Origin of the sequence: Klebsiella sp. w6 (assembly GCF_033100215.1) — a bacterium.
Lineage (GTDB): Bacteria > Pseudomonadota > Gammaproteobacteria > Enterobacterales > Enterobacteriaceae > Klebsiella > Klebsiella variicola.
In genome coordinates this window covers 4,680,904-4,702,470 of the sequence record NZ_CP136907.1, presented here as the reverse complement: position 1 = coordinate 4,702,470, position 21,567 = coordinate 4,680,904, and the positions used below count along the sequence as shown (strand labels likewise).

Annotated in this window: 16 protein-coding genes and 1 riboswitch; of the genes, 5 read left to right on the top strand and 11 right to left on the bottom strand. The window is 60.3% G+C overall.

Annotation, left to right across the window (positions count from 1 at the left end; genetic code table 11):
• Nucleotides 1-38: 38 nt before the first annotated feature.
• On the top strand, nt 39-866 hold the full coding sequence (gene djlA, locus R0140_RS23000; protein WP_008807470.1) for a co-chaperone DjlA: 828 nt from the start codon (nt 39-41) through the stop codon (nt 864-866).
• 32 nt (nt 867-898) lie between these two features.
• On the opposite strand, the gene R0140_RS22995 is transcribed toward djlA, so the two are convergent.
• The gene (locus R0140_RS22995) at nt 899-1,597 is read right to left on the bottom strand and encodes a response regulator (protein WP_008807469.1); all 699 of its coding nucleotides are present in this window, start codon (nt 1,595-1,597) and stop codon (nt 899-901) included.
• The gene (locus R0140_RS22990; protein WP_044612680.1) at nt 1,587-3,212 is read right to left on the bottom strand and encodes an ATP-binding protein; all 1,626 of its coding nucleotides are present in this window, start codon (nt 3,210-3,212) and stop codon (nt 1,587-1,589) included. The genes R0140_RS22995 and R0140_RS22990 overlap by 11 nt, the downstream gene beginning before the upstream one ends.
• Nucleotides 3,213-3,535: 323 nt before the next feature.
• On the opposite strand from R0140_RS22990, the gene R0140_RS22985 reads away from it, so the two are divergent.
• Nucleotides 3,536-4,900 (top strand): 2-hydroxycarboxylate transporter family protein, encoded by a 1,365-nt coding sequence (locus R0140_RS22985; protein WP_008807467.1) that lies wholly within the window; start codon nt 3,536-3,538, stop codon nt 4,898-4,900.
• Nucleotides 4,901-5,079: 179 nt separating this feature from the next.
• Nucleotides 5,080-5,619, top strand: a complete 540-nt coding sequence (gene citX / locus R0140_RS22980) for a citrate lyase holo-[acyl-carrier protein] synthase (RefSeq protein WP_008807466.1) — start codon at nt 5,080-5,082, stop codon at nt 5,617-5,619.
• A 42-nt stretch (nt 5,620-5,661) separates the two neighbouring features.
• On the opposite strand, the gene rluA is transcribed toward citX, so the two are convergent.
• The 6 genes from rluA to araB form a co-directional block, all read right to left on the bottom strand.
• Nucleotides 5,662-6,321 carry a bifunctional tRNA pseudouridine(32) synthase/23S rRNA pseudouridine(746) synthase RluA gene (gene rluA, locus R0140_RS22975; protein ID WP_008807465.1) on the bottom strand — a complete coding sequence of 220 codons (660 nt, stop codon included), beginning with the start codon at nt 6,319-6,321 and terminating at the stop codon, nt 5,662-5,664.
• 12 nt (nt 6,322-6,333) lie between these two features.
• The gene (rapA, locus tag R0140_RS22970; RefSeq protein WP_012542873.1) at nt 6,334-9,240 is read right to left on the bottom strand and encodes an RNA polymerase-associated protein RapA; all 2,907 of its coding nucleotides are present in this window, start codon (nt 9,238-9,240) and stop codon (nt 6,334-6,336) included.
• 186 nt (nt 9,241-9,426) lie between these two features.
• Nucleotides 9,427-11,784 (bottom strand): DNA polymerase II, encoded by a 2,358-nt coding sequence (gene polB / locus R0140_RS22965; RefSeq protein ID WP_064171255.1) that lies wholly within the window; start codon nt 11,782-11,784, stop codon nt 9,427-9,429.
• A 148-nt stretch (nt 11,785-11,932) separates the two neighbouring features.
• The gene (gene araD / locus R0140_RS22960; RefSeq protein ID WP_012968949.1) at nt 11,933-12,628 is read right to left on the bottom strand and encodes an L-ribulose-5-phosphate 4-epimerase; all 696 of its coding nucleotides are present in this window, start codon (nt 12,626-12,628) and stop codon (nt 11,933-11,935) included.
• 137 nt (nt 12,629-12,765) lie between these two features.
• Entirely contained in the window at nt 12,766-14,268 is a 1,503-nt protein-coding gene (gene araA / locus R0140_RS22955) for an L-arabinose isomerase (protein ID WP_008807461.1), read from the bottom strand.
• A 10-nt stretch (nt 14,269-14,278) separates the two neighbouring features.
• Nucleotides 14,279-15,988 (bottom strand): ribulokinase, encoded by a 1,710-nt coding sequence (araB, locus tag R0140_RS22950; RefSeq protein ID WP_012542869.1) that lies wholly within the window; start codon nt 15,986-15,988, stop codon nt 14,279-14,281.
• Between the two features lie 336 nt (nt 15,989-16,324).
• On the opposite strand from araB, the gene araC reads away from it, so the two are divergent.
• The gene (araC, locus tag R0140_RS22945) at nt 16,325-17,170 is read left to right on the top strand and encodes an arabinose operon transcriptional regulator AraC (RefSeq protein ID WP_004204301.1); all 846 of its coding nucleotides are present in this window, start codon (nt 16,325-16,327) and stop codon (nt 17,168-17,170) included.
• Nucleotides 17,171-17,298: 128 nt separating this feature from the next.
• Nucleotides 17,299-18,066, top strand: a complete 768-nt coding sequence (locus R0140_RS22940; RefSeq protein WP_008807458.1) for a DedA family protein — start codon at nt 17,299-17,301, stop codon at nt 18,064-18,066.
• Here the strand turns inward: R0140_RS22940 and thiQ are convergent.
• Genes thiQ through thiB form a run of 3 tightly spaced genes read right to left on the bottom strand, consistent with a single transcriptional unit; the run spans nt 18,053 to nt 21,307 of the window.
• Nucleotides 18,053-18,754, bottom strand: a complete 702-nt coding sequence (thiQ, locus tag R0140_RS22935) for a thiamine ABC transporter ATP-binding protein ThiQ (protein WP_012542868.1) — start codon at nt 18,752-18,754, stop codon at nt 18,053-18,055. The genes R0140_RS22940 and thiQ overlap by 14 nt on opposite strands.
• Nucleotides 18,738-20,348 (bottom strand): thiamine/thiamine pyrophosphate ABC transporter permease ThiP, encoded by a 1,611-nt coding sequence (thiP, locus tag R0140_RS22930; RefSeq protein ID WP_012968945.1) that lies wholly within the window; start codon nt 20,346-20,348, stop codon nt 18,738-18,740. The genes thiQ and thiP overlap by 17 nt, the downstream gene beginning before the upstream one ends.
• Complete coding sequence (gene thiB, locus R0140_RS22925; protein WP_032731612.1) at nt 20,324-21,307, bottom strand: thiamine ABC transporter substrate binding subunit; 984 nt, start codon at nt 21,305-21,307, stop codon at nt 20,324-20,326. Before thiB ends, thiP begins: the two co-directional genes overlap by 25 nt.
• A 32-nt stretch (nt 21,308-21,339) precedes the next feature.
• A riboswitch (TPP riboswitch) is annotated at nt 21,340-21,559 on the bottom strand.
• Nucleotides 21,560-21,567 lie beyond the last annotated feature (8 nt).

Here is a 21,567-nt window from a genome sequence, read left to right as displayed (position 1 = left end):
ATATTCGAGCTTAACGGCGATAAACAGTTGGGGAGTCTATGCAGTATTTGGGTAAAGTGATTGGCGTGGCAGTGGCTTTGCTGATGGGCGGTGGGTTTTGGGGTGTCGTGCTCGGCTTCCTGGTGGGCCATATGTTTGACCGGGCGCGCAGTCGCCGGTTGAATCTCTTCGCCAATCAACAGGAACGCCAGTCGCTCTTCTTTTCCACCACCTTTGAAGTGATGGGGCATCTGACCAAATCCAAGGGTCGCGTCACCGAAGCTGATATTCATGTCGCCAATGTGCTGATGGATCGCATGAACCTGCACGGCGCATCGCGTACGGCGGCGCAGCAGGCGTTTCGCGACGGCAAGGCCGACAACTATCCGCTGCGCGAGAAGATGCGTCAGCTGCGCAGCGTCTGCTTTGGGCGCTTCGATCTGATTCGGATGTTTCTGGAAATTCAGCTGCAGGCGGCGTTCGCTGACGGCGAATTGCACCCCAACGAACGTGAAGTGCTGTTCGTCATCGCTGACGAGCTTGGCATCTCCCGCGCCCAGTTCGATCAATTCCTGCGGATGATGCAGGGCGGCGCCCAGTTTGGCGGCGGTTCGCAGCAGCAATCGTATGGTCAGCACGGCGGCAATGCCGGCTGGCAGCAGGCGCAGCGCGGGCCAACCCTCGAAGATGCCTGCAATGTGCTGGGGGTGAAACCGACCGATGACGCGGCGACGGTGAAGCGCGCCTATCGTAAGCTGATGAACGAACATCATCCGGACAAGCTAGTGGCGAAAGGGCTGCCGCCGGAGATGATGGAGATGGCCAAACAGAAAGCTCAGGAGATCCAGAAGGCCTGGGAGCTGATCAAAGAGCAGCGCGGCTTCTGAGTTTTCCCGCCCCTCCCGTCCGGCGAGGGGTTTTAGTTTTTAGGCTGTGCGCGTCGGTACAGCCGCCGCGGATGGCCGATTTTTCCATACAGCATCTCCACTTCCAGAAAGCCGGTCTCGACACCGTGTTCCAGATAGCGCCGGGCGGTGGTTTTGCTGAGCCCGGCGGCGCTGACCACCTCATCGACGGAAAAACAGTGTGCTTCCCGGCCGCTAAACAATCCCTGCACCAGCGCCAGCGTCTTCTCTTCAATGCCCTTACTGCCGCTATCCACGCGGAAGTTCTTCGCCTGCAGTTGGTAGAGAGAATCGACGTTCTGCTGATCGACGATTTTCCATTCCCGCTGCTGATCGTAAAACTGGATAAAGCGCTCAAGCGACTGGCTCAGCCGCTTCCAGGAGACGGGCTTAAGGATATAGTCGAAGGCGCCGTTGCGGATGGCCAGGCTGCAGGTTTCCATATCGCTGGCGGCGGTGATAAAGATCACTGAGCAATGGGTGGTTGCCAGCACCGGGTCGGTCATCAGCGTGACGCCTTTGCCGTCCGGTAAATAGTTATCCAGCAGCACCAGCTGCGGCGGACTGGCGTGGAGCAACTGCCGCGCCTGAGCGAGGGAGGCCGCCATGCCTGCCAGCCGCAGTCGCGGGTGTTTTTGCACAAGCTCGGCGTGCAGGCGCGCCAGCTCGCTCTCATCTTCAATGATCAGCACATCGACCAGGTCATGATGCATTGTGGGCCTCCGTTTGCGGACAGGCGGGGGCGTCGGCCGGGATAAACAGGGTGAAGATGGTTCCCCGCGGCGCGTTGTCGGCGACTTCGATGGTGCCGCCCGCCTGAGTGACATAATGTTCAATAAGATACAGACCAATGCCGTGATCGCCACGGGTTTTGGTGGTCACGCCGCGTTCAAAAATGCGGTCGCGAATATCGGGACGAATGCCGACGCCGCGGTCAGCCACTTCGATGATCAGTTCCCGGGCGTTGAGCTGAATCAGCACTTCCACCGGCTCGTGCGGCAGCTCGGCGCGCTGCGTGGCTTCGATGGCGTTATCCAGCAGGTTGCCGATGATGGAGATCAGTTCGGATTCCTTTAGCGACGGCAGCGGACGATCGATACGACAGGCCGGGTCGAAGCTCAGGACCACGCCTTTTTCGCGGGCGCGGGTCGCTTTGCCCAACAGCAGGCCGCACAGCGTCGGCGAGTGGAAGTGCGAGGAGATGAAGTCCAGCAGCTCCTGGGCATGCTCCGACTGGGCCTGAATATAGCGGATCGCTTCGTCATAGTGACCCATATGCAGCAGACCGGAGAGGGTGGTCATCCGGTTGAGCTGCTCGTGACGCATGATGCGCAGGTTGTCGACATAGCGCTTCACCTGGCTGAGCTGGGCGGTGAGGGCATTGATTTCGTTGCGGTCGCGGAAGGTGATCACCCAGCCCTGCAGCGTATTCTCCAGCATAATGCGCACCCGGCTGGCGAGCACGGTCAGCTGGTTGAAGCGGCACAGCTCGTCATGAGTGTCACGCTCGAGCATGTCGCCGCTGGCGAAAAACGGCTGCGGCGAAATGACGCTGTCGATTGACTGGCCGCGCAGCTGACGGGCAGGCTGGCTGAGCCCCAGCAGGCTGCGGGCGGCATGGTTAATCACCTCAATGCGCCGCTGGTGATCGATGACGATCACCCCTTCAAAGATCGACTCCATCATTGCCTTTTGCTGACGTACCAGCAGGCCTATCTCCCGCGGCTCGAGCGAAAAAATCTGCTTCTTGATGCTGCGGGTAAAGTACCAGGAGAAGATAAACAGGGCGATGAGCAGCAGGATGGCGGCGATAAAAATATTGATCACTTTGGTCAGCGTGATGCTGTCGAGATAGCTGGTGAGGTAGCCAACGGAGACAATGCCGATCACCTGCCCCTCGTCATCGACGATGGGCGTTTTGCTGCGCAGTGAGACGCCGAGGCCGCCTTTGCGAATGGTGGTGATGGTGCGCCCCTCCAGCACCGCCTGATTGTCGCCGCCGACCAGCCGCGTGCCAACCCACTCCGGATGGACGGAGTGAAACAGATGCACGCCCTGCCGATCGCCGATGACGATAAAACTGGCGTCGCTATGGGCGGCGATTTGCTGCATAAACGCCCGGATCGCCTGCGGATCGTGCTGGCTGACCTGCTGACGCAAATTTGGCATCAGGGCTATCTCTTCAGCCTGAATTTTGGCCCGGCCACTCATCTCCTGATACAGCTGGCGGCTGGCGTCAAAATAATAATAAATGCCCAGCGCTATAAAGAGGACCGAGAAAAAGGCGACCAGCGAAATAAATAGCTTATATTGAAAAGAGAGCTTCATAGGTCCCGTACTGCGTATTCACCATATCGGCACTCTATCATTTTTCTGTCACGTGACGTAAATGTTAAGAAGAAGTTGTGATCGTCTGCGCAGGCGCTGGCTGTCGGCGGGGGACTCAGTGGAAATAACGCCTCAGAGAGAATAAAAACCATAAAAACCACAATAATAAATCAGAGATATATCACCCCTTAGCGGTTCCGTGAATAGAAACCATAAAAACCATAGTGACCATTAAAACTTCTTTTTTAATCTGGGGAGCTTCACATTAACGACGCCGCTGTCCCTTTACGCTGAAAATGAATAATAACGACAGGGCTGAATTTATGAGCACCACAGACAATGCATTCTCTGCAACCCTTGAACCGATCAATACGCCGAAAACCACGCTGAAGCAGCGCTGGTGGCACATCATGGATAACTGGAAGGTAGGGATCGTCCCGCTGCCGCTATTTTTGCTGGCCGGGGGGCTGATTGCCCTCGACTGCCTTGGCGGTAAACTGCCGAGCGATATCGTGGTGATGGTGGCCACCCTGGCTTTCTTTGGCTTCGCCTGCGGCGAGTTTGGTAAGCGCCTGCCGGTGCTGGGAAAACTCGGCGCGGCGGCGATCTGCGCCACTTTTATTCCTTCCGCGCTGGTCCACTACGGTCTGCTGCCGGATGTGGTCGTGGAATCCACCACCAAATTCTATAAATCCACCAATATCCTCTATCTCTACATCTGCTGCATCATCGTCGGCAGCATCATGAGTATGAACCGCACCACGCTGATTCAGGGCTTTCTGAAGATCTTCTTCCCGATGCTGTGTGGCGAAGTGGTTGGCATGCTGGTGGGCATCGGCGTCGGCACGCTGCTGGGCATGGAGCCGTTCCAGGTGTTCTTCTTTATCGTGCTGCCGATCATGGCCGGTGGCGTGGGGGAAGGGGCGATCCCGCTGTCAATGGGTTACGCCGCGCTGATGCATATGGAGCAGGGCGTGGCGCTGGGCCGGATATTGCCGATGGTGATGCTCGGCAGTCTGACGGCGATCGTTATCTCCGGCTGCCTCAACCAGCTCGGCAAGCGCTCCCCGCATCTCACCGGTGAAGGGCAACTGATGCCGAACCGCAGCAATGAAACCCGTAGCCTCGGCGAGAGCGAAGGCGTGAGCGGCAAAACCGACGTCGGGACCCTGGCCTCCGGCGCGCTGCTGGCGGTGCTGCTGTATATGATGGGGATGCTTGGCCACAAACTGATTGGCCTGCCGGCGCCGGTGGGCATGCTGTTCCTCGCGGTGCTGTTAAAGCTGGCTAACGTGGTTTCTCCACGCCTGCAGGAGGGATCGCAGATGGTGTATAAATTCTTCCGCACCGCGGTGACTTACCCGATCCTCTTTGCCGTCGGCGTGGCGATCACCCCGTGGCAGGAACTGGTAAACGCCTTCACGCTGACCAACCTGCTGGTGATTGTCAGTACCGTCTCGGCGCTGGTGGCGACCGGGTTCTTTGTGGGTAAAAAAATAGGGATGCACCCGATCGATGTGGCGATTGTCTCCTGCTGCCAGAGCGGGCAGGGCGGCACCGGCGATGTGGCGATCCTGACCGCCGGTAACCGCATGAGCCTGATGCCGTTCGCGCAGATCGCTACCCGCATCGGCGGGGCGATAAATGTCTCGCTGGGACTGCTGTTCCTCAGCCACTATCTGGCGTGATTAAACGCTGCGCTAAGCGATAAATCTGCCATTTTCCGCTACAGAACGCAGAAAATATCTGCGTTCTGTATCCTAAATGCTCCGCATTTAGCGTTACAATCAGCGCGCGATCGGCTATCGCATCCATCATCATGACAGCCCAGGCGCTGTCGCATTTATCATATGTAGGAGAGGAATTAATGTCAGTGGATACTCCCGCCCAGGCGGGCGTCAGCATCGATGCATTGCTGGCGGCGAAAGAGCAGCGTGCAGCCCGCCAGGCTGACTGGCTGGCCCATTATCAGCAGCCTGTTATTTCCCTGACCCTGGTGACCCCGGGGGCGGTGAAAGACAGCATTCGCTATCGCAACATGATGGGCGTTGCCCTCCAGGCCTGCGACCAGCTGCTGTGGAAGCACCGCTGGCAAGCGCTGGATCGTCAGGTGCTGTGGTTGCCGACCGGGCCCGAAGCGCTGTGGTGCGTGGCGCACCCGGCCAGCGAAATCAAAGCGATGTGCAGCACGCTGGAGCAGAGCCATCCGCTGGGACGCCTGTGGGATATCGATGTGATCTGTCCACAGAACGGGCAGGTGGGACGTCAGTCGCTGGGTGAGTCGCAGCGCCGCTGTCTGCTGTGTGATGAGCCGGCGCACGCCTGCGCGCGCAGCCGTCGCCACGACACCGATCTCGTCGTGGCGCGCGTTGAGCAGATGATTGATGCGTGGTTTGCCCGCGACTAACGGGTCAGTATTCCCCGGCGGCAAGGCGCTACCGGGGACATCCTAAAAGTCGACCGGCGCGCGAAAGGTCATCGCGTTGCCGTAGGCAGGGTGGGTGATGGTGAGCGTCTCGGCGTGCAGCAGCAGACGCGGGGCCATCGCCAGCGCCTCCGGCGTGGCGTAAAAGCGGTCGCCAAGGATCGGATGCCCCAGCGCCAGCATATGCACGCGCAGCTGATGCGAGCGCCCGGTAATCGGCTTCAGGCGCACGCGGGCGGTGTTGTCCTCCGCGTACTCCAGCACCTCATACTCGGTTTGCGCCGCTTTGCCGGTTTCGTAGCACACCTTCTGCTTTGGCCGGTTCGGCCAGTCGCAAATCAGCGGTAAATCCACCAGACCTTCCGCCGGCTGCGGATGGCCCCAGACGCGGGCAACGTACTGTTTTTTCGGCTCGCGCTCGCGGAACTGACGTTTCAGCTCACGCTCCGCGGCTTTATTCAGCGCCACCACAATCACGCCGCTGGTGGCCATATCCAGGCGATGCACCGATTCGGCCTGCGGGAAGTCGCGCTGAATGCGCGTCATCACGCTGTCTTTATGCTCCTCAAGACGACCGGGTACGGACAACAAGCCGCTCGGCTTGTTGACCACCATGATGTGCTCATCCTGATACAGGATCACCAGCCAGGGATCCTGCGGCGGATTGTAGTTTTCCATCGCCATGTTCGCGTTCCGTTACTGGTGGGTGACGACGATCAGACGCAGCGCGTCCAGACGCCATCCGGCCTGCGCCAGCGCATCCATCACCTGCTGACGGTTGCTTTCGATCGCCGCCAGTTCGTCGTCACGGATGTTCGGGTTCACCGCCTTCAGCGCTTCCAGACGCGACAGCTCCGCCGTCAGCTTTTCATCGGCTTCGTTACGCGCTGCGTCGATCAGCCCCAGCGCCGCTTTGGCGATCTGCGCTTCGCCCTGTTGCAGAATGGCGTGAACGTCCTGCTGCACCGCGTTGACCAGTTTGCTGCCGGTGTGGCGGTTAACCGCGCTCAGCTGGCGGTTGAAGCTTTCAAATTCCACCTGGCCGGCGAGGTTGTTGCCGTTTTTATCCAGCAGCAGGCGAACCGGGGTCGCCGGCAGGAAGCGGTTAAGCTGCAGCTGCTTCGGCGCCTGCGCTTCGACGACGTAGATCAGCTCCAGCAGCAGGGTGCCGACCGGCAGCGCCTTATTCTTCAGCAGGGAAATGGTGCTGCTGCCGGTATCGCCGGAGAGGATCAGATCCAGACCGTTGCGGATCAGCGGATGTTCCCAGGTGATGAACTGCGCATCTTCACGCGACAGCGCCACGTCACGCTCGAAGGTGATGGTGCAGCCGTCTTCCGGCAGGCCCGGGAAATCCGGGACCAGCATATGGTCGGACGGGGTGAGGACGATCAGGTTTTCACCGCGGTCGTCCTGGTTGATGCCGACGATATCGAACAGGTTCATCGAGAAGGCGATCAGACTGGTGTCGTCATCCTGCTCTTCGATGCTCTCCGCCAGCGCCTGCGCTTTCTCACCGCCGTTGGAGTGGATCTCCAGCAGACGGTCGCGGCCCTGCTCCAGCTGCGCCTTCAGGGCGTCATGCTGTTGGCGGCAGGATTTGATCAGATCGTCAAAGCCATCGGTGGATTCTGGCGCCGCAAGATAGTTGATCAGTTCATCATGGACGCTGTCGTAGACGGTGCGGCCGGTCGGGCAGGTATGTTCGAAGGCATCGAGCCCTTCGTGATACCAGCGCACCAGCACCGACTGCGCGGTCTTTTCCAGGTATGGAACGTGGATCTGGATATCGTGTGCCTGACCGATACGGTCGAGACGGCCGATACGCTGCTCCAGCAGATCCGGGTTAAATGGCAGGTCGAACATCACCAGGTTGCTGGCGAACTGGAAGTTACGTCCTTCGGAGCCGATTTCGGAGCACAGCAACACCTGCGCGCCGGTGTCTTCTTCGGCAAACCACGCCGCGGCGCGGTCGCGTTCGATAATCGACATCCCTTCATGGAACACCGCGGCGCGGATGCCTTCGCGCTCGCGCAGCACCTGCTCCAGCTGTAGCGCGGTGGCTGCTTTGGCGCAAATCACCAGGACCTTCTGCGAGCGATGGCTGGTCAGGTAGCCCATCAGCCACTCGACGCGCGGGTCGAAGTTCCACCAGGTGCCGGTATCGCCTTCAAATTCCTGATAGATCTGCTCCGGATAGAGCATGTCGCGCGCGCGCTCTTCCGCGGTTTTGCGCGCGCCCATGATGCCAGAGACCTTGATGGCCGTCTGGTACTGGGTCGGCAGCGGCAGACGAATGGTGTGCAGCTCGCGTTTCGGGAAGCCTTTCACGCCGTTACGGGTGTTCCGGAACAGCACGCGGCTGGTGCCGTGGCGGTCCATCAGCATCGAGACCAGCTCCTGGCGCGCGGCCTGAGCGTCTTCGCGATCGCTGTTGGCAGCCTGCAGCAGCGGCTCGATATCCTGCTCGCCGATCAGATCGCCAAGGGTATTGAGTTCGCTATCGCTCAGCGTGTTGCCCGCCAGCAGCAGGGCGACGGCATCGGCGACCGGGCGGTAGTTTTGTTGTTCTTCAACAAACTGGGCAAAATCGTGGAAGCGGTTTGGATCCAGCAGACGCAGGCGCGCAAAGTGGCTCTCCATCCCCAACTGTTCCGGCGTCGCGGTCAGCAGCAGGATGCCCGGCACGCGCTCGGCCAGCTGTTCAATGGCCTGATATTCACGGCTCGGCGCCTCTTCGCTCCACACCAGGTGGTGCGCTTCGTCGACCACCATCAGGTCCCATTCGGCGTCGCACAGATGCTCCAGGCGCTGTTTGCTGCGGCGCACGAAGTCTAAAGAGCAGATCACCAGCTGTTCGGTTTCGAACGGGTTGTAGGCATCGTGCTGCGCTTCGGCGTAACGTTCGTCGTCGAACAGCGAGAAACGCAGGTTGAAACGGCGTAGCATTTCCACCAGCCACTGGTGCTGGAGGGTTTCCGGGACCACAATCAGCACGCGCTCGGCGGCGCCGGAGAGCAGCTGCTGGTGCAGGATCATCCCGGCTTCAATGGTTTTGCCTAAGCCCACTTCATCGGCCAGCAGGACGCGCGGCGCGTGACGACGGCCCACGTCATGGGCGATGTTCAGCTGATGCGGGATCAGGCTGGTGCGCTGGCCGCGCAGGCCGCTCCACGGCATGCGGTACTGCTCGCTCTGGAACTTACGCGCACGGTAGCGCAGGGCAAAGCGGTCCATACGGTCAATTTGACCGGCAAACAGGCGGTCCTGCGGCTTGCTGAACACCAGTTTGCTGTCGAGCAGCACTTCACGCAGAGTCACGTTCGCTTCCTGGGTGTCCAGGCGAGTACCGGTGTAGGACAGCAGCCCGTTCTCTTCATTCACTTTGTCAACGTGGAGCTGCCAGCCTTCATGGCTGGTAATGGTGTCGCCCGGGTTAAACATCACGCGGGTGATCGGGGAATCGTTGCGAGAGTACAGACGGTTTTCGCCGATGGCGGGGAAAAGGAGAGTGACCATGCGCGCATCCAGCGCTACCACCGTCCCTAATCCTAGTTCGCTCTCTGTGTCGCTAATCCAGCGTTGACCAAGTGTAAAAGGCATATGTGTTCGGCTCTTTGTTCTTTAATTGCAGGCAATAGTTGATCATCTCCATGAATAATCGGAGATGCGTCAAAATTGGGGCCAGGAATGGAAAGGGCGCTATATTACTGGATGGAGGAACGTTCGTCACCTCCTCCGCACCCTTCATTTTTCGGCTTTTGTGCCTGCGGAATGAGTGAGAAAAAATTAAAATAGCCCCAGCTGTCCTGTCACTATTGTAGCAAAGTCATCGTTGACGAAGGGCAGGATCCCTTCCGCCACCGGCTGCAACTGCTTTGTTAAATAGTGATCGTAATCGAGCGGCGACTGCTGGTAATCCACCGGCTCCGGGCCGCTGGTGGTCCAGACGTATTTGATGGTGCCGCGCTGCTGATACTGCTGCGCCCGCCCAAGCTTCACGTTGTGTTCATCCGCCAGCCTCGCGGCGCGCACGTGCGGCGGCACGTTACGTTGATACTCGGCCAGCGGTCGGCGCAGGCGCTTGCGATAAACCAGCTGCTTGTCGAGTTCGCCATTCATCAGCCTGGCGATAGTCTCCCGCACATAATCCTGATACGGCTGGTTGCGGAAGATGCGCAGGTATAACTCCTGTTGAAACTGCTGGGCTAGCGGCGTCCAGTCGGTGCGTACCGTCTCCAGCCCCTTGAACACCATGCGCTGGGCATCGCCCTCCTGAATCATCCCGGCATAGCGCTTCTTGCTGCCGGTATCGGCGCCGCGGATCGTCGGCATTAAAAAGCGGCAGAAGTGGGTTTCATACTCCAGCTCCAGGGCGCTGGTCAGCTGGCTTTTACCAAGCTCCTGCGCCCACCAGGCATTGACGTCGCTGACCAGCTCGCGGCCGATCTCCGCTGCCTGTGCTTCGCTATGCGGGCGTTTCAGCCAGACGAAGGTGGAATCGGTATCGCCGTAGATAACGTCGTAGCCTTTGGCTTCAATTAGCGCTTTGGTCTGGCGCATGATCGCGTGACCGCGCATGGTAATCGACGAGGCGAGACGCGGGTCGAAGAAGCGGCAGGCGCTGGTGCCCAGCACGCCGTAGAAGGCGTTCATGATAATCTTCAGCGCCTGGGAGAGCGGCTTATTATGCTGGCGTTTGGCTTCATCGCGGCCGTGCCAGATCTGGCTAACAATGCCGGGCAGGCAGTGTTTGTCGCGCGAAAAGCGGGCGCCAAGGAAGCCCTCGATGCTGTGCTGATCATCGGGCTGCGCCAGGCCTTCCACCAGGCCGACCGGATCGATTAGAAAGGTACGAATAATCGACGGATACAGGCTTTTATAGTCCAGCACCAGCACCGAGTCATACAGACCGGGGCGGGAGTCCATCACGTAGCCGCCGGGGCTGGCCTGCGGGGGGACGTCGCCGAGGTTCGGCGCCACGTAGCCCAGGCGGTGCATGCGTGGGAAATAGAGATGGCTGAAGGCGGCCACCGATCCGCCGTGGCGATCGGCGGGCAGACCGTTAACCGTCGCCCGTTCGAGCAGAAACGGCATGATCTCCGTTTTGTGGAAGATCCGCGTGACCAGCTCGCAATCCTGCAGGTTATAGATCGCCAGCGCCGGTTTGTCTTCATGGAAGCGGCGATCGATCTCGTCCATCCGATCCCACGGGTTGTCAATGGCTTTACCTTCACCCAGCAGTTCGCGGGCCACGGCCTCCAGTGAAAAGGAGGAGAAGTTCCAGAACGCGGATTTTAGCGCGTCGATGCCGTCGATAATTAGCCGCCCGTTGGCCTGGGCGAAAAAGACGCCGTTCTTAAAACCGTGCTCACGCCACTCCAGCTCGCTGTTGCCGCGGCCGAGACGCAGCGGGATACGATAGCGCTCGGCGTGCTTTTGCAGGACCCGCAGATCGAACTGCACCACGTTCCAGCCGATCAGCACGTCAGGGTCGTGTTCGGCAAACCAGGCGTTGAGCTTTTCCAGCAGCAGGGGACGACTGGCGATGAAGACCAGCTCGAAGTCGACGTCTGGCGGCGTTTCCGGTTCGGGGCCCAGCATGTAGACCACCCGCTGGCCGCAGCCTTCCAGACCGATGCAGTACAGCTCGCCGTGGCGGCTGGTTTCGATATCCAGCGACACCCATTTCAGCGGCGGGCGATAGTCAGGGTTCGGTTTCATGCGCGCGTTGACCAGCTGTGAGCCGCGCGTTTCGCCTTCCACCCACACCGGGGCGGTAATAAAGCGCTCCATCAGGTAGCGCTCCGGCGGACGGATATCACCCTCGTAGACGGTGACGCCACTGTCGCGGAGCATCTTCTCCAGACGCATCAATTGACGATGGGCGCGACAGTAAATGCCGACAACCGGCTGCCGGTGGAAATCTCTCAGGGTCAGTGGAGCGAAGCGGAAGCCTTTCTCCCCCTGCAGCAGCTGTTCAGCCTGCGCCTGCTGCGCTTCGGGGATAAAGGCAACGGACTCCTGCGGCGGCAGCGTGACCTGCAGCGGGCCGTCGTCGGTGGCCAGCCAGAAGGAGAGCTCGCTGCCCTGCGGGGTGTCCCGCCAGTGACGGGTGAGTAAAAAACCTGCTCGTGGCTGGGTCACGGGTATTCTCGCCGATAAAAAACCAGGCCTGATTATAGCCTGGTTTCATGATGGATGCTGGGGTTTTATACAGGTATTCGGCGCTAAGGTGGCCCCGGATTGCGGCTTGCGCCTTATCCGGGCTACCAGACGGTGGCGAGCAGGGTGATTATTGGCCGTAGTAGGCTTTGGCCCCGTGCTTACGCAGATAATGCTTATCTAGCAGCGTCTGCTGCATATCCGGCAGCTGCGGCGCCAGCTGGCGACAGAAGATGCCCATATAGGCGATCTCTTCCAGCACGATGGCGTTATGCACCGCGTCTTCGGCATTCTTACCCCAGGCAAACGGGCCGTGGGAGTGCACCAGCACGCCGGGCATCTGCGCCGGGTCGATTCCCTGCTGACGGAAAGTTTCGACAATCACGTTGCCGGTTTCCCACTCATATTCGCCGTTGATCTCCGCATCGGTCATCAACCGGGTGCAGGGAACCGGGCCATAGAAATAGTCAGCGTGGGTGGTGCCGGTCGCTGGAATGGATTGCCCGGCCTGCGCCCAGATGGTGGCGTGGCGCGAATGGGTATGCACAATACCGCCCAGCGTCGGGAAGGCCTGATACAGCAGGCGATGAGTAGGGGTATCCGACGAGGGCTTCTTGTTGCCTTCCACCACCTCGCCAGTCTCCAGACTGACGACCACCATATCGTCGGCGGTCATCACGCGGTAATCCACGCCGGAGGGTTTGATAACCAGAACGCCCTGGTCGCGGTCGACGGCGCTGACGTTGCCCCAGGTTAAGGTCACCAGATTATGCTGCGGCAGCGCTAAGTTGGCTTCCAGAACCTGGCGTTTAAGATCTTCTAACATAGTGTGCTCCGAATAGCAGGCGAGTCGGGTATCCCTCACCCCGACCCTCTCCCGGCGGGAGAGGGAAAAAGGCGGCATGGCGCCCTGACGGTATCCTCTCCCCAACGGGGAGAGGGAAAGGGTGAGGGGACGGCCTCTTAGCGTTTTGAACCGTAATACACTTCATTCCAGCGCAGCGCGTCCTTGAAGGACGGCAGACGGGTATCGTTGTCGATGACCGTCAGCTCGATATTGTGCAGCTCGGCGAACTGGCGCATATCGTCGAGGTTCAGCGCATGGCTGAAGACGGTATGGTGCGCGCCACCGGCGATGATCCAGGCTTCCGAAGCGGTACGCAGATCCGGCTGCGCTTTCCACAGGGCGTTGGCCACCGGCAGCTTCGGCAGATCGTGCGGCGTCGGGACGGTTTCAATGGTGTTGACCAGCAGACGGAAGCGATCTCCCAGATCGATCAGGCTGGCGACAATCGCCGGGCCGGTCTGGGTATTGAAGATCAAACGCGCCGGATCCGCTTTGCCGCCGATACCCAGCGGCTGGACGTCGAGGATCGGTTTCTCAGCGGTAGCGATCGTCGGGCACACTTCCAGCATATGCGAACCGAGCACCAGGTCGTTGCCGTTGTCGAAGTGGTAGGTGTAATCCTCCATAAAGGAGGTGCCGCCCTGCAGACCGGTTGACATCACCTTCATGATGCGGAGCAGAGCGGCGGTTTTCCAGTCGCCTTCACCGGCAAAGCCGTAGCCCTGCTGCATCAGGCGCTGCACGGCGAGACCCGGAAGCTGTTTCAGGCCGTGGAGATCTTCAAAGGTGGTGGTAAAGGCGTGGAACCCGCCCTGCTCGAGAAAGCGTTTCATCCCCAGCTCAATGCGCGCGGCGTCCAGCACGTTCTGGCGCTTCTCGCCGTGAACCTGCGCTGCCGGGGTCAGACGGTAGCTGCTTTCATATTCATCGACCAGCGCGCTGATATCGCCGTCGCTGATGCTGTTGACCACCTGCACCAGATCGCCGACCGCCCAGGTGTTCACTGAGAAGCCAAACTTGATCTGCGCCGCGACTTTATCGCCGTCGGTCACCGCCACTTCGCGCATGTTATCGCCGAAACGGCACACTTTCAGATGGCGAGTATCCTGTTTGGAGACCGCCTGGCGCATCCAGCCGCCGATGCGCTGGTGGGCTTCTTTATCCTGCCAGTGGCCGGTGACCACGCTGTGTTGCTGGCGCATACGGGCGCCGATGAAACCGAACTCTCGGCCGCCGTGCGCGGTCTGATTCAGGTTCATAAAGTCCATATCGATGCTGTCCCACGGCAGCGCGGCATTGTATTGCGTATGGAACTGCAGCAGCGGCTTGTTGAGGATGGTCAGGCCGTTGATCCACATTTTTGCCGGCGAGAAGGTATGCAACCAGACCACTAACCCGGCGCATTTGTCATCGTAGTTGGCGTCGCGGCAGATATGGGTGATCTCGTCCGGGGTGGTGCCCAGCGGCTTAAGGACCAGTTTGCACGGCAGTTTGGCTTCCGCATTCAGGCTGTTCACCACATGTTCGGCATGCTTCGTCACCTGGCGCAGGGCTTCCGGGCCGTACAGATGTTGACTGCCAATAACGAACCATACTTCATAGTTATCAAAAATCGTCATTTTCGTATCCTTAATGGGTGAGCGCTGCCTGAGATTGCGGGGCTTTTTCCGCCTTTGCAGCCGAAGGGAGATAGTGTTGTTCAGCGCTGATCGACCACTGCTGGTAGCGCTGATAGAGTTGTTCGAAACGTTGCGCCTGCGCCGGGCGTGGCTGCAGGGTGGTTTCCACCTGGCTTGCCATCCGCTGCTGGGCGGCGGGAATATCGTCATAGACGCCGGCGGCGACGGCGGCGAAGATAGCCGCCCCCAGCGCACAGCACTGATCGGAGGCGACAATCTGCAGCGGGCGGTTCAGCACATCGCAGCAGGCCTGCATGATGACCTGGTTTTTCCGTGCGATACCGCCGAGGGCCATCACGTTGTTAACCGGGATCCCCTGCTCGGTGAAGCACTCCATAATGGCGCGGGCGCCAAAGGCGGTGGCGGCGATGAGGCCACCGAACAGCGCCGGCGCGTCGGTCGCCAGGTTAAGATCGGTGATCACCCCTTTCAGACGCTGGTTGGCATTCGGCGTGCGGCGGCCGTTGAACCAGTCGAGCACCACCGGCAGGTGATCGAGGGACGGATTATTGGCCCAGGCTTCGGTGAGCGCCGGCAGTAACTGTTTTTGGCTGGCTTTGATTTGCTCGCGCAACGCCGGCTGCTGCTGAGCCAGTTGTTCCAGCGGCCAGCCGAGAATGCGGCCAAACCAGGCGTAAATATCGCCGAAGGCGGACTGGCCTGCCTCCATGCCGATAAAGTGCGGAACCACGCTGCCGTCAACCTGCCCGCAGATGCCTTTTACCGTGCGCTCGCCGACGCTCTCTTTATCGGCAATCAGGATGTCGCAGGTGGAGGTGCCGATGACTTTCACCAGCGCGTTAGGTTGCGCCCCGGCGCCAACGGCGCCCATATGGCAGTCGAAGGCGCCGCCGGAGATGGCCACGGTCTGCGACAGACCCAGACGCTGGGCCCACTCTGCGCTCAGCGTGCCGACCGGCACATCGGCCGTCCAGGTATCGGTGAACAGCGGCCAGGCCAGATGCTGGTTAATGATGGGATCAAGCTCATCGAAGAAGCTGGCCGGCGGCAGACCGCCCCAGCTTTCGTGCCACAGCGATTTATGTCCGGCGCTGCAGCGGCCGCGGCGCAGATCCTGCGGACGGGTGGTGCCGGAGAGCAGGGCGGGTACCCAGTCGCAAAGCTCTACCCACGAGGCGGCAGCCTGGGCGACGGCGCTATCTTCGCGGGTGACGTGAAGGATTTTGGCCCAGAACCATTCGCTGGAGTAGATACCGCCGATATAGCGCGAGTAATCCTCTTTGCCCGGCTGGTGACACAGGCGGGTGATCGCCTCGGCTTCCTCGACCGCGGTGTGATCCTTCCACAGGACAAACATGGCGTTAGGGTTGTCAGCGAATTCTTCGCGCAGCGCCAGCACGTTGCCCTCGGCATCAACGGGAGCCGGGGTTGAGCCGGTGCTGTCGACGCCAATGCCCACGACGTCGGCGCGCTGTTCGGCGCTCAGCGAAGCGAGCACGCTTTTCAGCGCCGCTTCCATGGACTCGATGTAATCTCGCGGGTGGTGGCGGAACCGGTTGTTAGCCCCATCGCAATACTGTCCTTCCCGCCAGCGCGGATACCACTCTACGCTTGCCGCCAGCTCTGCGCCGGACGCGCATTCCACCGCCAGGGCGCGGACTGAGTCACTACCAAAGTCGAGGCCAATCGCAATTGCCATCTTGTTACTCCATGCAGAAATCATTCATGCAGCAACAGTAGATATCCCCGGCAAAATCCGTCAGGCCGGATTCGCTAATCTTATGGATTATTTTGCTGTCACCTCGCAAAGTGTGACGCCGTGCAAATATTCGATGTGGACTTTCCTGCCGTATTTATAGACACTTTTGTTACCCGGTATATCACGGTGGAATGCACGCTGCTGGCGCTTTTTCGCTTACCGTGCGGCTTTTTAGCGAAATTCCCACCGCCGTCGCAGTCGCGACAGGGCCGAGAGCGATAAAATGATGAATATGGACAATTGGTGTCACTAATACCTTCGGGGAGAACCACGCGTATGGCCGAAACGCAAAACGATCCGCTGCTGCCGGGCTACTCTTTTAACGCTCATCTGGTCACCGGCCTCACGCCGATTGAGGCGCAGGGATACCTGGATTTCTTTATCGACCGCCCGCTGGGCATGAAAGGCTATATTCTCAACCTGACGATCCGCGGCGAGGGTGTTATCAACAACCACGGCGAGCAGTTCGTCTGCCGGCCGGGTGATATGTTGCTGTTCCCGCCAGGGGAAATCCATCACTACGGCCGCCATCCCGACGCCAGCGAGTGGTATCACCAGTGGGTCTACTTCCGGCCACGCGCCTACTGGCACGAGTGGCTCAACTGGCCGACGATCTTCGCCCAGACCGGCTTTTTCCGTCCGGATGAACAGTGGCAGGCGCGCTTTGGCGAACTGTTCGGCCAGATCGTCGATGCCGGGCAGGGGGCGGGGCGCTATTCCGAACTGCTGGCGATAAATCTGCTGGAACAGCTGCTGCTGCGGCGCATGGAGGCGATCAACGAATCGCTGCATCCGCCGCTGGATAACCGGGTGCGCGACGCCTGCCAGTACATCAGCGACCATCTGGCGGACAGCCATTTTGATATTGCCAGCGTCGCCCAGCACGTCTGCCTGTCGCCCTCGCGTCTGTCGCACCTGTTCCGCCAGCAGTTGGGGATCAGCGTGCTCGGCTGGCGGGAAGATCAGCGCATCAGCCAGGCCAAACTGCTGCTGAGCACGACACGGATGCCGATCGCCACCGTCGGGCGCAACGTTGGCTTTGAAGATCAGCTCTATTTTTCGCGCGTATTTAAAAAATGCACCGGCGCCAGCCCGAGCGAATTCCGTGCAGGATGTGAATAAAAAGTAAAGAAAGTGAAATGATGACCCGCTTAAATATCACAGCCAGTAAACTATTAAGACAATTGGTGGCTTGACGAGGGCGCGATGGCTCCGGAGAATCCGGGCTTCGTTTTTTAACCGGGTACATTATGCAAGCATTGCTGGAACACTTTATCACCCAATCCACGGTCTACTCGTTGTTAGCCGTGATGCTGGTGGCCTTTCTCGAGTCGCTGGCGCTGGTGGGGCTTATCTTACCCGGAACGGTGATGATGGCCGGCCTTGGGGCGCTTATCGGCAGCGGTGAGGTTAACTTCTGGCAGGCGTGGCTGGCGGGGATTGTCGGCTGTCTGCTGGGCGACTGGATCTCATTCTGGCTCGGCTGGCGCTTTAAAAAGCCGCTGCACCGCTGGTCGTTTATGAAGAAAAACCGTGCCCTGTTGGAGAAGACCGAGCATGCGTTGCATCAGCACAGCATGATCACCATTCTGATCGGCCGCTTTGTTGGGCCGACGCGACCGCTGGTGCCGATGGTCGCCGGGATGCTCGATCTGCCGGTGGCGAAGTTTGTGCTACCGAATATTATCGGCTGCCTGCTCTGGCCGCCGCTCTATTTCCTGCCCGGCATTCTCGCCGGGGCGGCGATTGATATTCCGGCCGATGAAAACAGCGCCAGCTTTAAATGGCTGCTGTTGGGGGCGGCGCTGCTGGCCTGGCTGGCAGGGTGGCTGTGCTGGCGGCTGTGGCGGAGCGCGAAAACCTCAGGCGATCGCCTGACCCGCTGGCTGCCGCGCGGCCGACTACTGTGGCTGTCACCGCTGATGGTGGTGGTCGCCGCGACGGCGCTGACTCTGGTCTGCCGCCATCCGCTGATGCCGGTCTATCTGGCGATCCTGCACAAGGTTATTGCGCGCTGATGCCCATCAGATGTGAGGCGCTGCTGTTGCCGCTTAACAGCTCGGCGGTGGCGCCATCCCAGACAATCCGCCCTTCGGCGACCACTATCGAGCGCGGCGCGATGCGCGCGGCATCTTCCACGCTGTGGGAGACCATCAGCAGAGTGAGCTGCTGCTGCTCGCAGACATCGGCGACCAGGGACAGCATTTCCTGACGCAGCGCCGGGTCAAGCGCTGAGAAGGGTTCATCCAGTAACAGCACCGGCTGCTGGCGCACCAGACAGCGGGCCAGCGCCGCGCGCTGCCGCTGACCGCCGGAAAGCTCGCCCGGCAGGCGTTCCAGCAGCGCATCAATTCCCATCTGTCCGGCCATTGCCGCCACCTGCGCCTGCTGCTCGCGGCTCAGTTTCAGGCCCGGGTGGATCCCGAGGCTGATATTCTGCCGAACCGTGAGATGGTTAAACAGGTTATTCTCCTGGAACAGCATCGAGACCGGACGCTGCGCCGGCGGCGTCGCGTTATGCACCTCGCCATTGATCCGCAGGCTGCCGCTGGCGGGCGGTAGAAAACCGGCGATCAGATTCAGCAGGGTGCTCTTTCCGGCGCCGCTGGGGCCGAGCACCGCGATGCGCTCGCCGCGCGCGACGTCGAGGGTAAAGCGCATCGGCAGATGCTGGTACAGCCAGGTCACATCATTGAGTTTTAGCATCGCGCCCCGGAAGTTTTTCAATCAGCGTAAATAATAAGAAACAGAGCAGCAGCAGGAGCAGGGCGGTGACGGCCCCGTCCTGGCTGCGGTAGGCGCCTATCTGCTGGTACAGATAGAAAGGCAGGGTGCGGAACGCCTCGTTGCCGAACAGGGCCACCACGCCGAAGTCACCAATCGACAGCACGCAGGCGAAGGCTAACGCCTGGGCCAGCGGGCGCCGGAGGGCGCGAAGCTCAACCACCCGCAGCCGCGTGAAGCCTTCAATCCCCAACGACTGGCACAGCATACTGTAGCGAGCGGTCACGTCGCGCATCGGGTTTTCCAGCACTTTGAGCGCGTAGGGGATCGCCATCAGGGCATTGGTGAAGATGACGATGCCGTCGGCGGACTCCGGCAGTCCGACGCTGTTACTGAGCAGCAGAAAAAAGCCAGTGGCCAGCACAATCCCCGGCATGGCAAGGATTAACATGCCGCTCAGCTCCATCGCCTGCCCGGCCAGCGGCCGCTGGCGGGCGCGCAGCTCCCGGCTGCTCCACAGCAGCATCATCGTCAGGGTTACGCTCAACAGCCCGGCGGCGATGGCGATGCGCAGAGAGGTACTCAATGCCTGCCAGAGCGCTGGCTGCGCCAGCACGTTCAGCATGTTGCGGTTGATCCCGTCGACGATGACCGCCAGCAGCGGTGGGAGCAGCAGCAGCAGGGCGGCGCCGATCAAGAGTCCGTCGCTCAGGCGGCTGTGCAGACGATCGTCAGGGTCGCGCCAGCCGCGGACATGGCTGACGCCGATAGCCACCGCTTTACTGAGGCGCTGGCTGAGCAGCACCAGCGCGAGGCAGCAAAGCATCTGGATCAGCGCCAGCATTGCCGCGCGCGCCGGATCGTAGTCAAAGCTCAGCGCCTGGTAGATAGCCAGCTCAATCGTGGTGGCCTTCGGGCCGCCGCCCAGCGACAGCACGGTGGCGAAGCTGGCGAAGCAGAGCATAAAAATCAGCGCAGCGACGGCGGGAATGTGGCGGCGCATCCACGGCCATTCGACGAGGCGGAAGAAGGCATAGCCGCGCATGCCAAGCTGGGCGGCAATTTGCCGCTGTTCACCAGGGATACTCTCCAGCGCCTGCAGCAGCAGGCGGGTGGCCATCGGCATATTGAAAAAGACGTGCGCCAGCAGGATGCCCTGCAGACCGTAGGGCGAGAAATCCCACTGCCAGCCGAGCGCGTGAAACAGCGAGGCCAGCCAGCCCTGGCGGCCATAGACGCTGAGGATGCCGAACACCGCCACCAGCACCGGCAGGATCAGGGTCATCGCGCACAGGCGCAGCAGCAGTGTGCGGCCCGGGAAGCGACGCCGGTAAAGGGCGCGGGCGAGAAAGATGGCCGGCACCACCGAGAACAGCGCTGACAGCGACGCCTGCCAGAAGGAGAAGCGCACCACGTGCCACAGGTAGCTATCGCTGAAGACCGATTGCCAGCCCGCGCCGGGGGCGCTAAACCACAGCGCCAGAAACGCCGCCAGCGCGACGGCGCAGAGCAGGGTGGCGGCAAAAAGGCCCGGCAATAGCCCGCGAAGGTTTAGCGGCTGACGGCGCGTTGCCATGCGCTAATCCAGGTCTGACGCTCGCTGGCGACCTGCTGCGGGGTAAACGACAGGGTGGTCTGCGGCTTCACCAGGGTATCAAACCCGGCCGGCAGCGCGACCTGAGTCACCGGATACATCCAGTTCCCGGTGGGGATGGCGTTCTGGAAGCCAGGCGAGACCATAAATTTGAGGAACTTCTCCGCCAGTTCCGGCTGCTTGCTGGCGGCGGTACGCGCGGCAACTTCGACCTGCAGATAATGGCCTTCGGCGAAGCTCGCCGCCGCATAGTTGTCTTTCTTCTCTTCAATAATGTGGTAAGCCGGCGAGGTGGTGTAGCTTAAGACCAGGTCGCTTTCCCCTTTCAGGAACAGACCGTAGGCTTCACTCCAGCCCTTGGTGACGGTGACCGTTTTCGCCGCCAGCTTCTGCCAGGCCTCGGGTGCTTTATCGCCATAGACCTTTTGCATCCACAGCAGCAGGCCCAGCCCCGGGGTACTGGTGCGGGGATCTTCGTAGATGACGCGCCATTTCTGCGGGCTCTCAACCAGCTCTTTCAGGCTTTTCGGCGGGTTAGCCAGTTTGTTTTTGTCATAGACGAAGGCGAAATAGCCGTAATCGTAGGGGACAAAGGTGTCATTATCCCAGCCGCCCGGCACGCTGACCGCGCTGGCAGGAACGTGGCTTTTGGCGAACAGTTTACTCTGCGCCGCGGCTTCCAGCAGGTTGTTATCCAGGCCAAGCACGATGTCGGCCTTGCTGTTCTTGCCTTCCATGCGCAGGCGATTCAGTAGCGAAACGCCATCTTCCAGGGCGACGAACTTCAGTTCGCAGCCGCAGTCCGCTTCAAAGGCTTTTTTGACCGCCGGGCCGGGGCCCCAGTCGGCAGAGAAGGAGTCATAGGTATAGACGGTGAGGACAGGCTTAGCCAGAGCGGGCATGGCGACCAGCGCCAGCAGCGGGAGTAATTTTTTCAACACTTTGCACCTCAGAAAAAAGGGGTGGCAAAGGATTTTGAGTGAGCCTCAAATCCCTTCGCCGGCGTTATCCGGATCAGGTTCGACGGGTATTTTCTCAGCCCATACGCTTCATCCTTCAAGCCGCATCTGCGTTAGCTTCGCGCGTTCACCCCTGTCACATAGTTATCTATGCTCCAGGGGATTCACCCGCTTGCTGCCTTGATGCAACGTGAATGATATTGCGTATGTTTATTAGCACCCCGTTGAGAACGGCCTTAGTG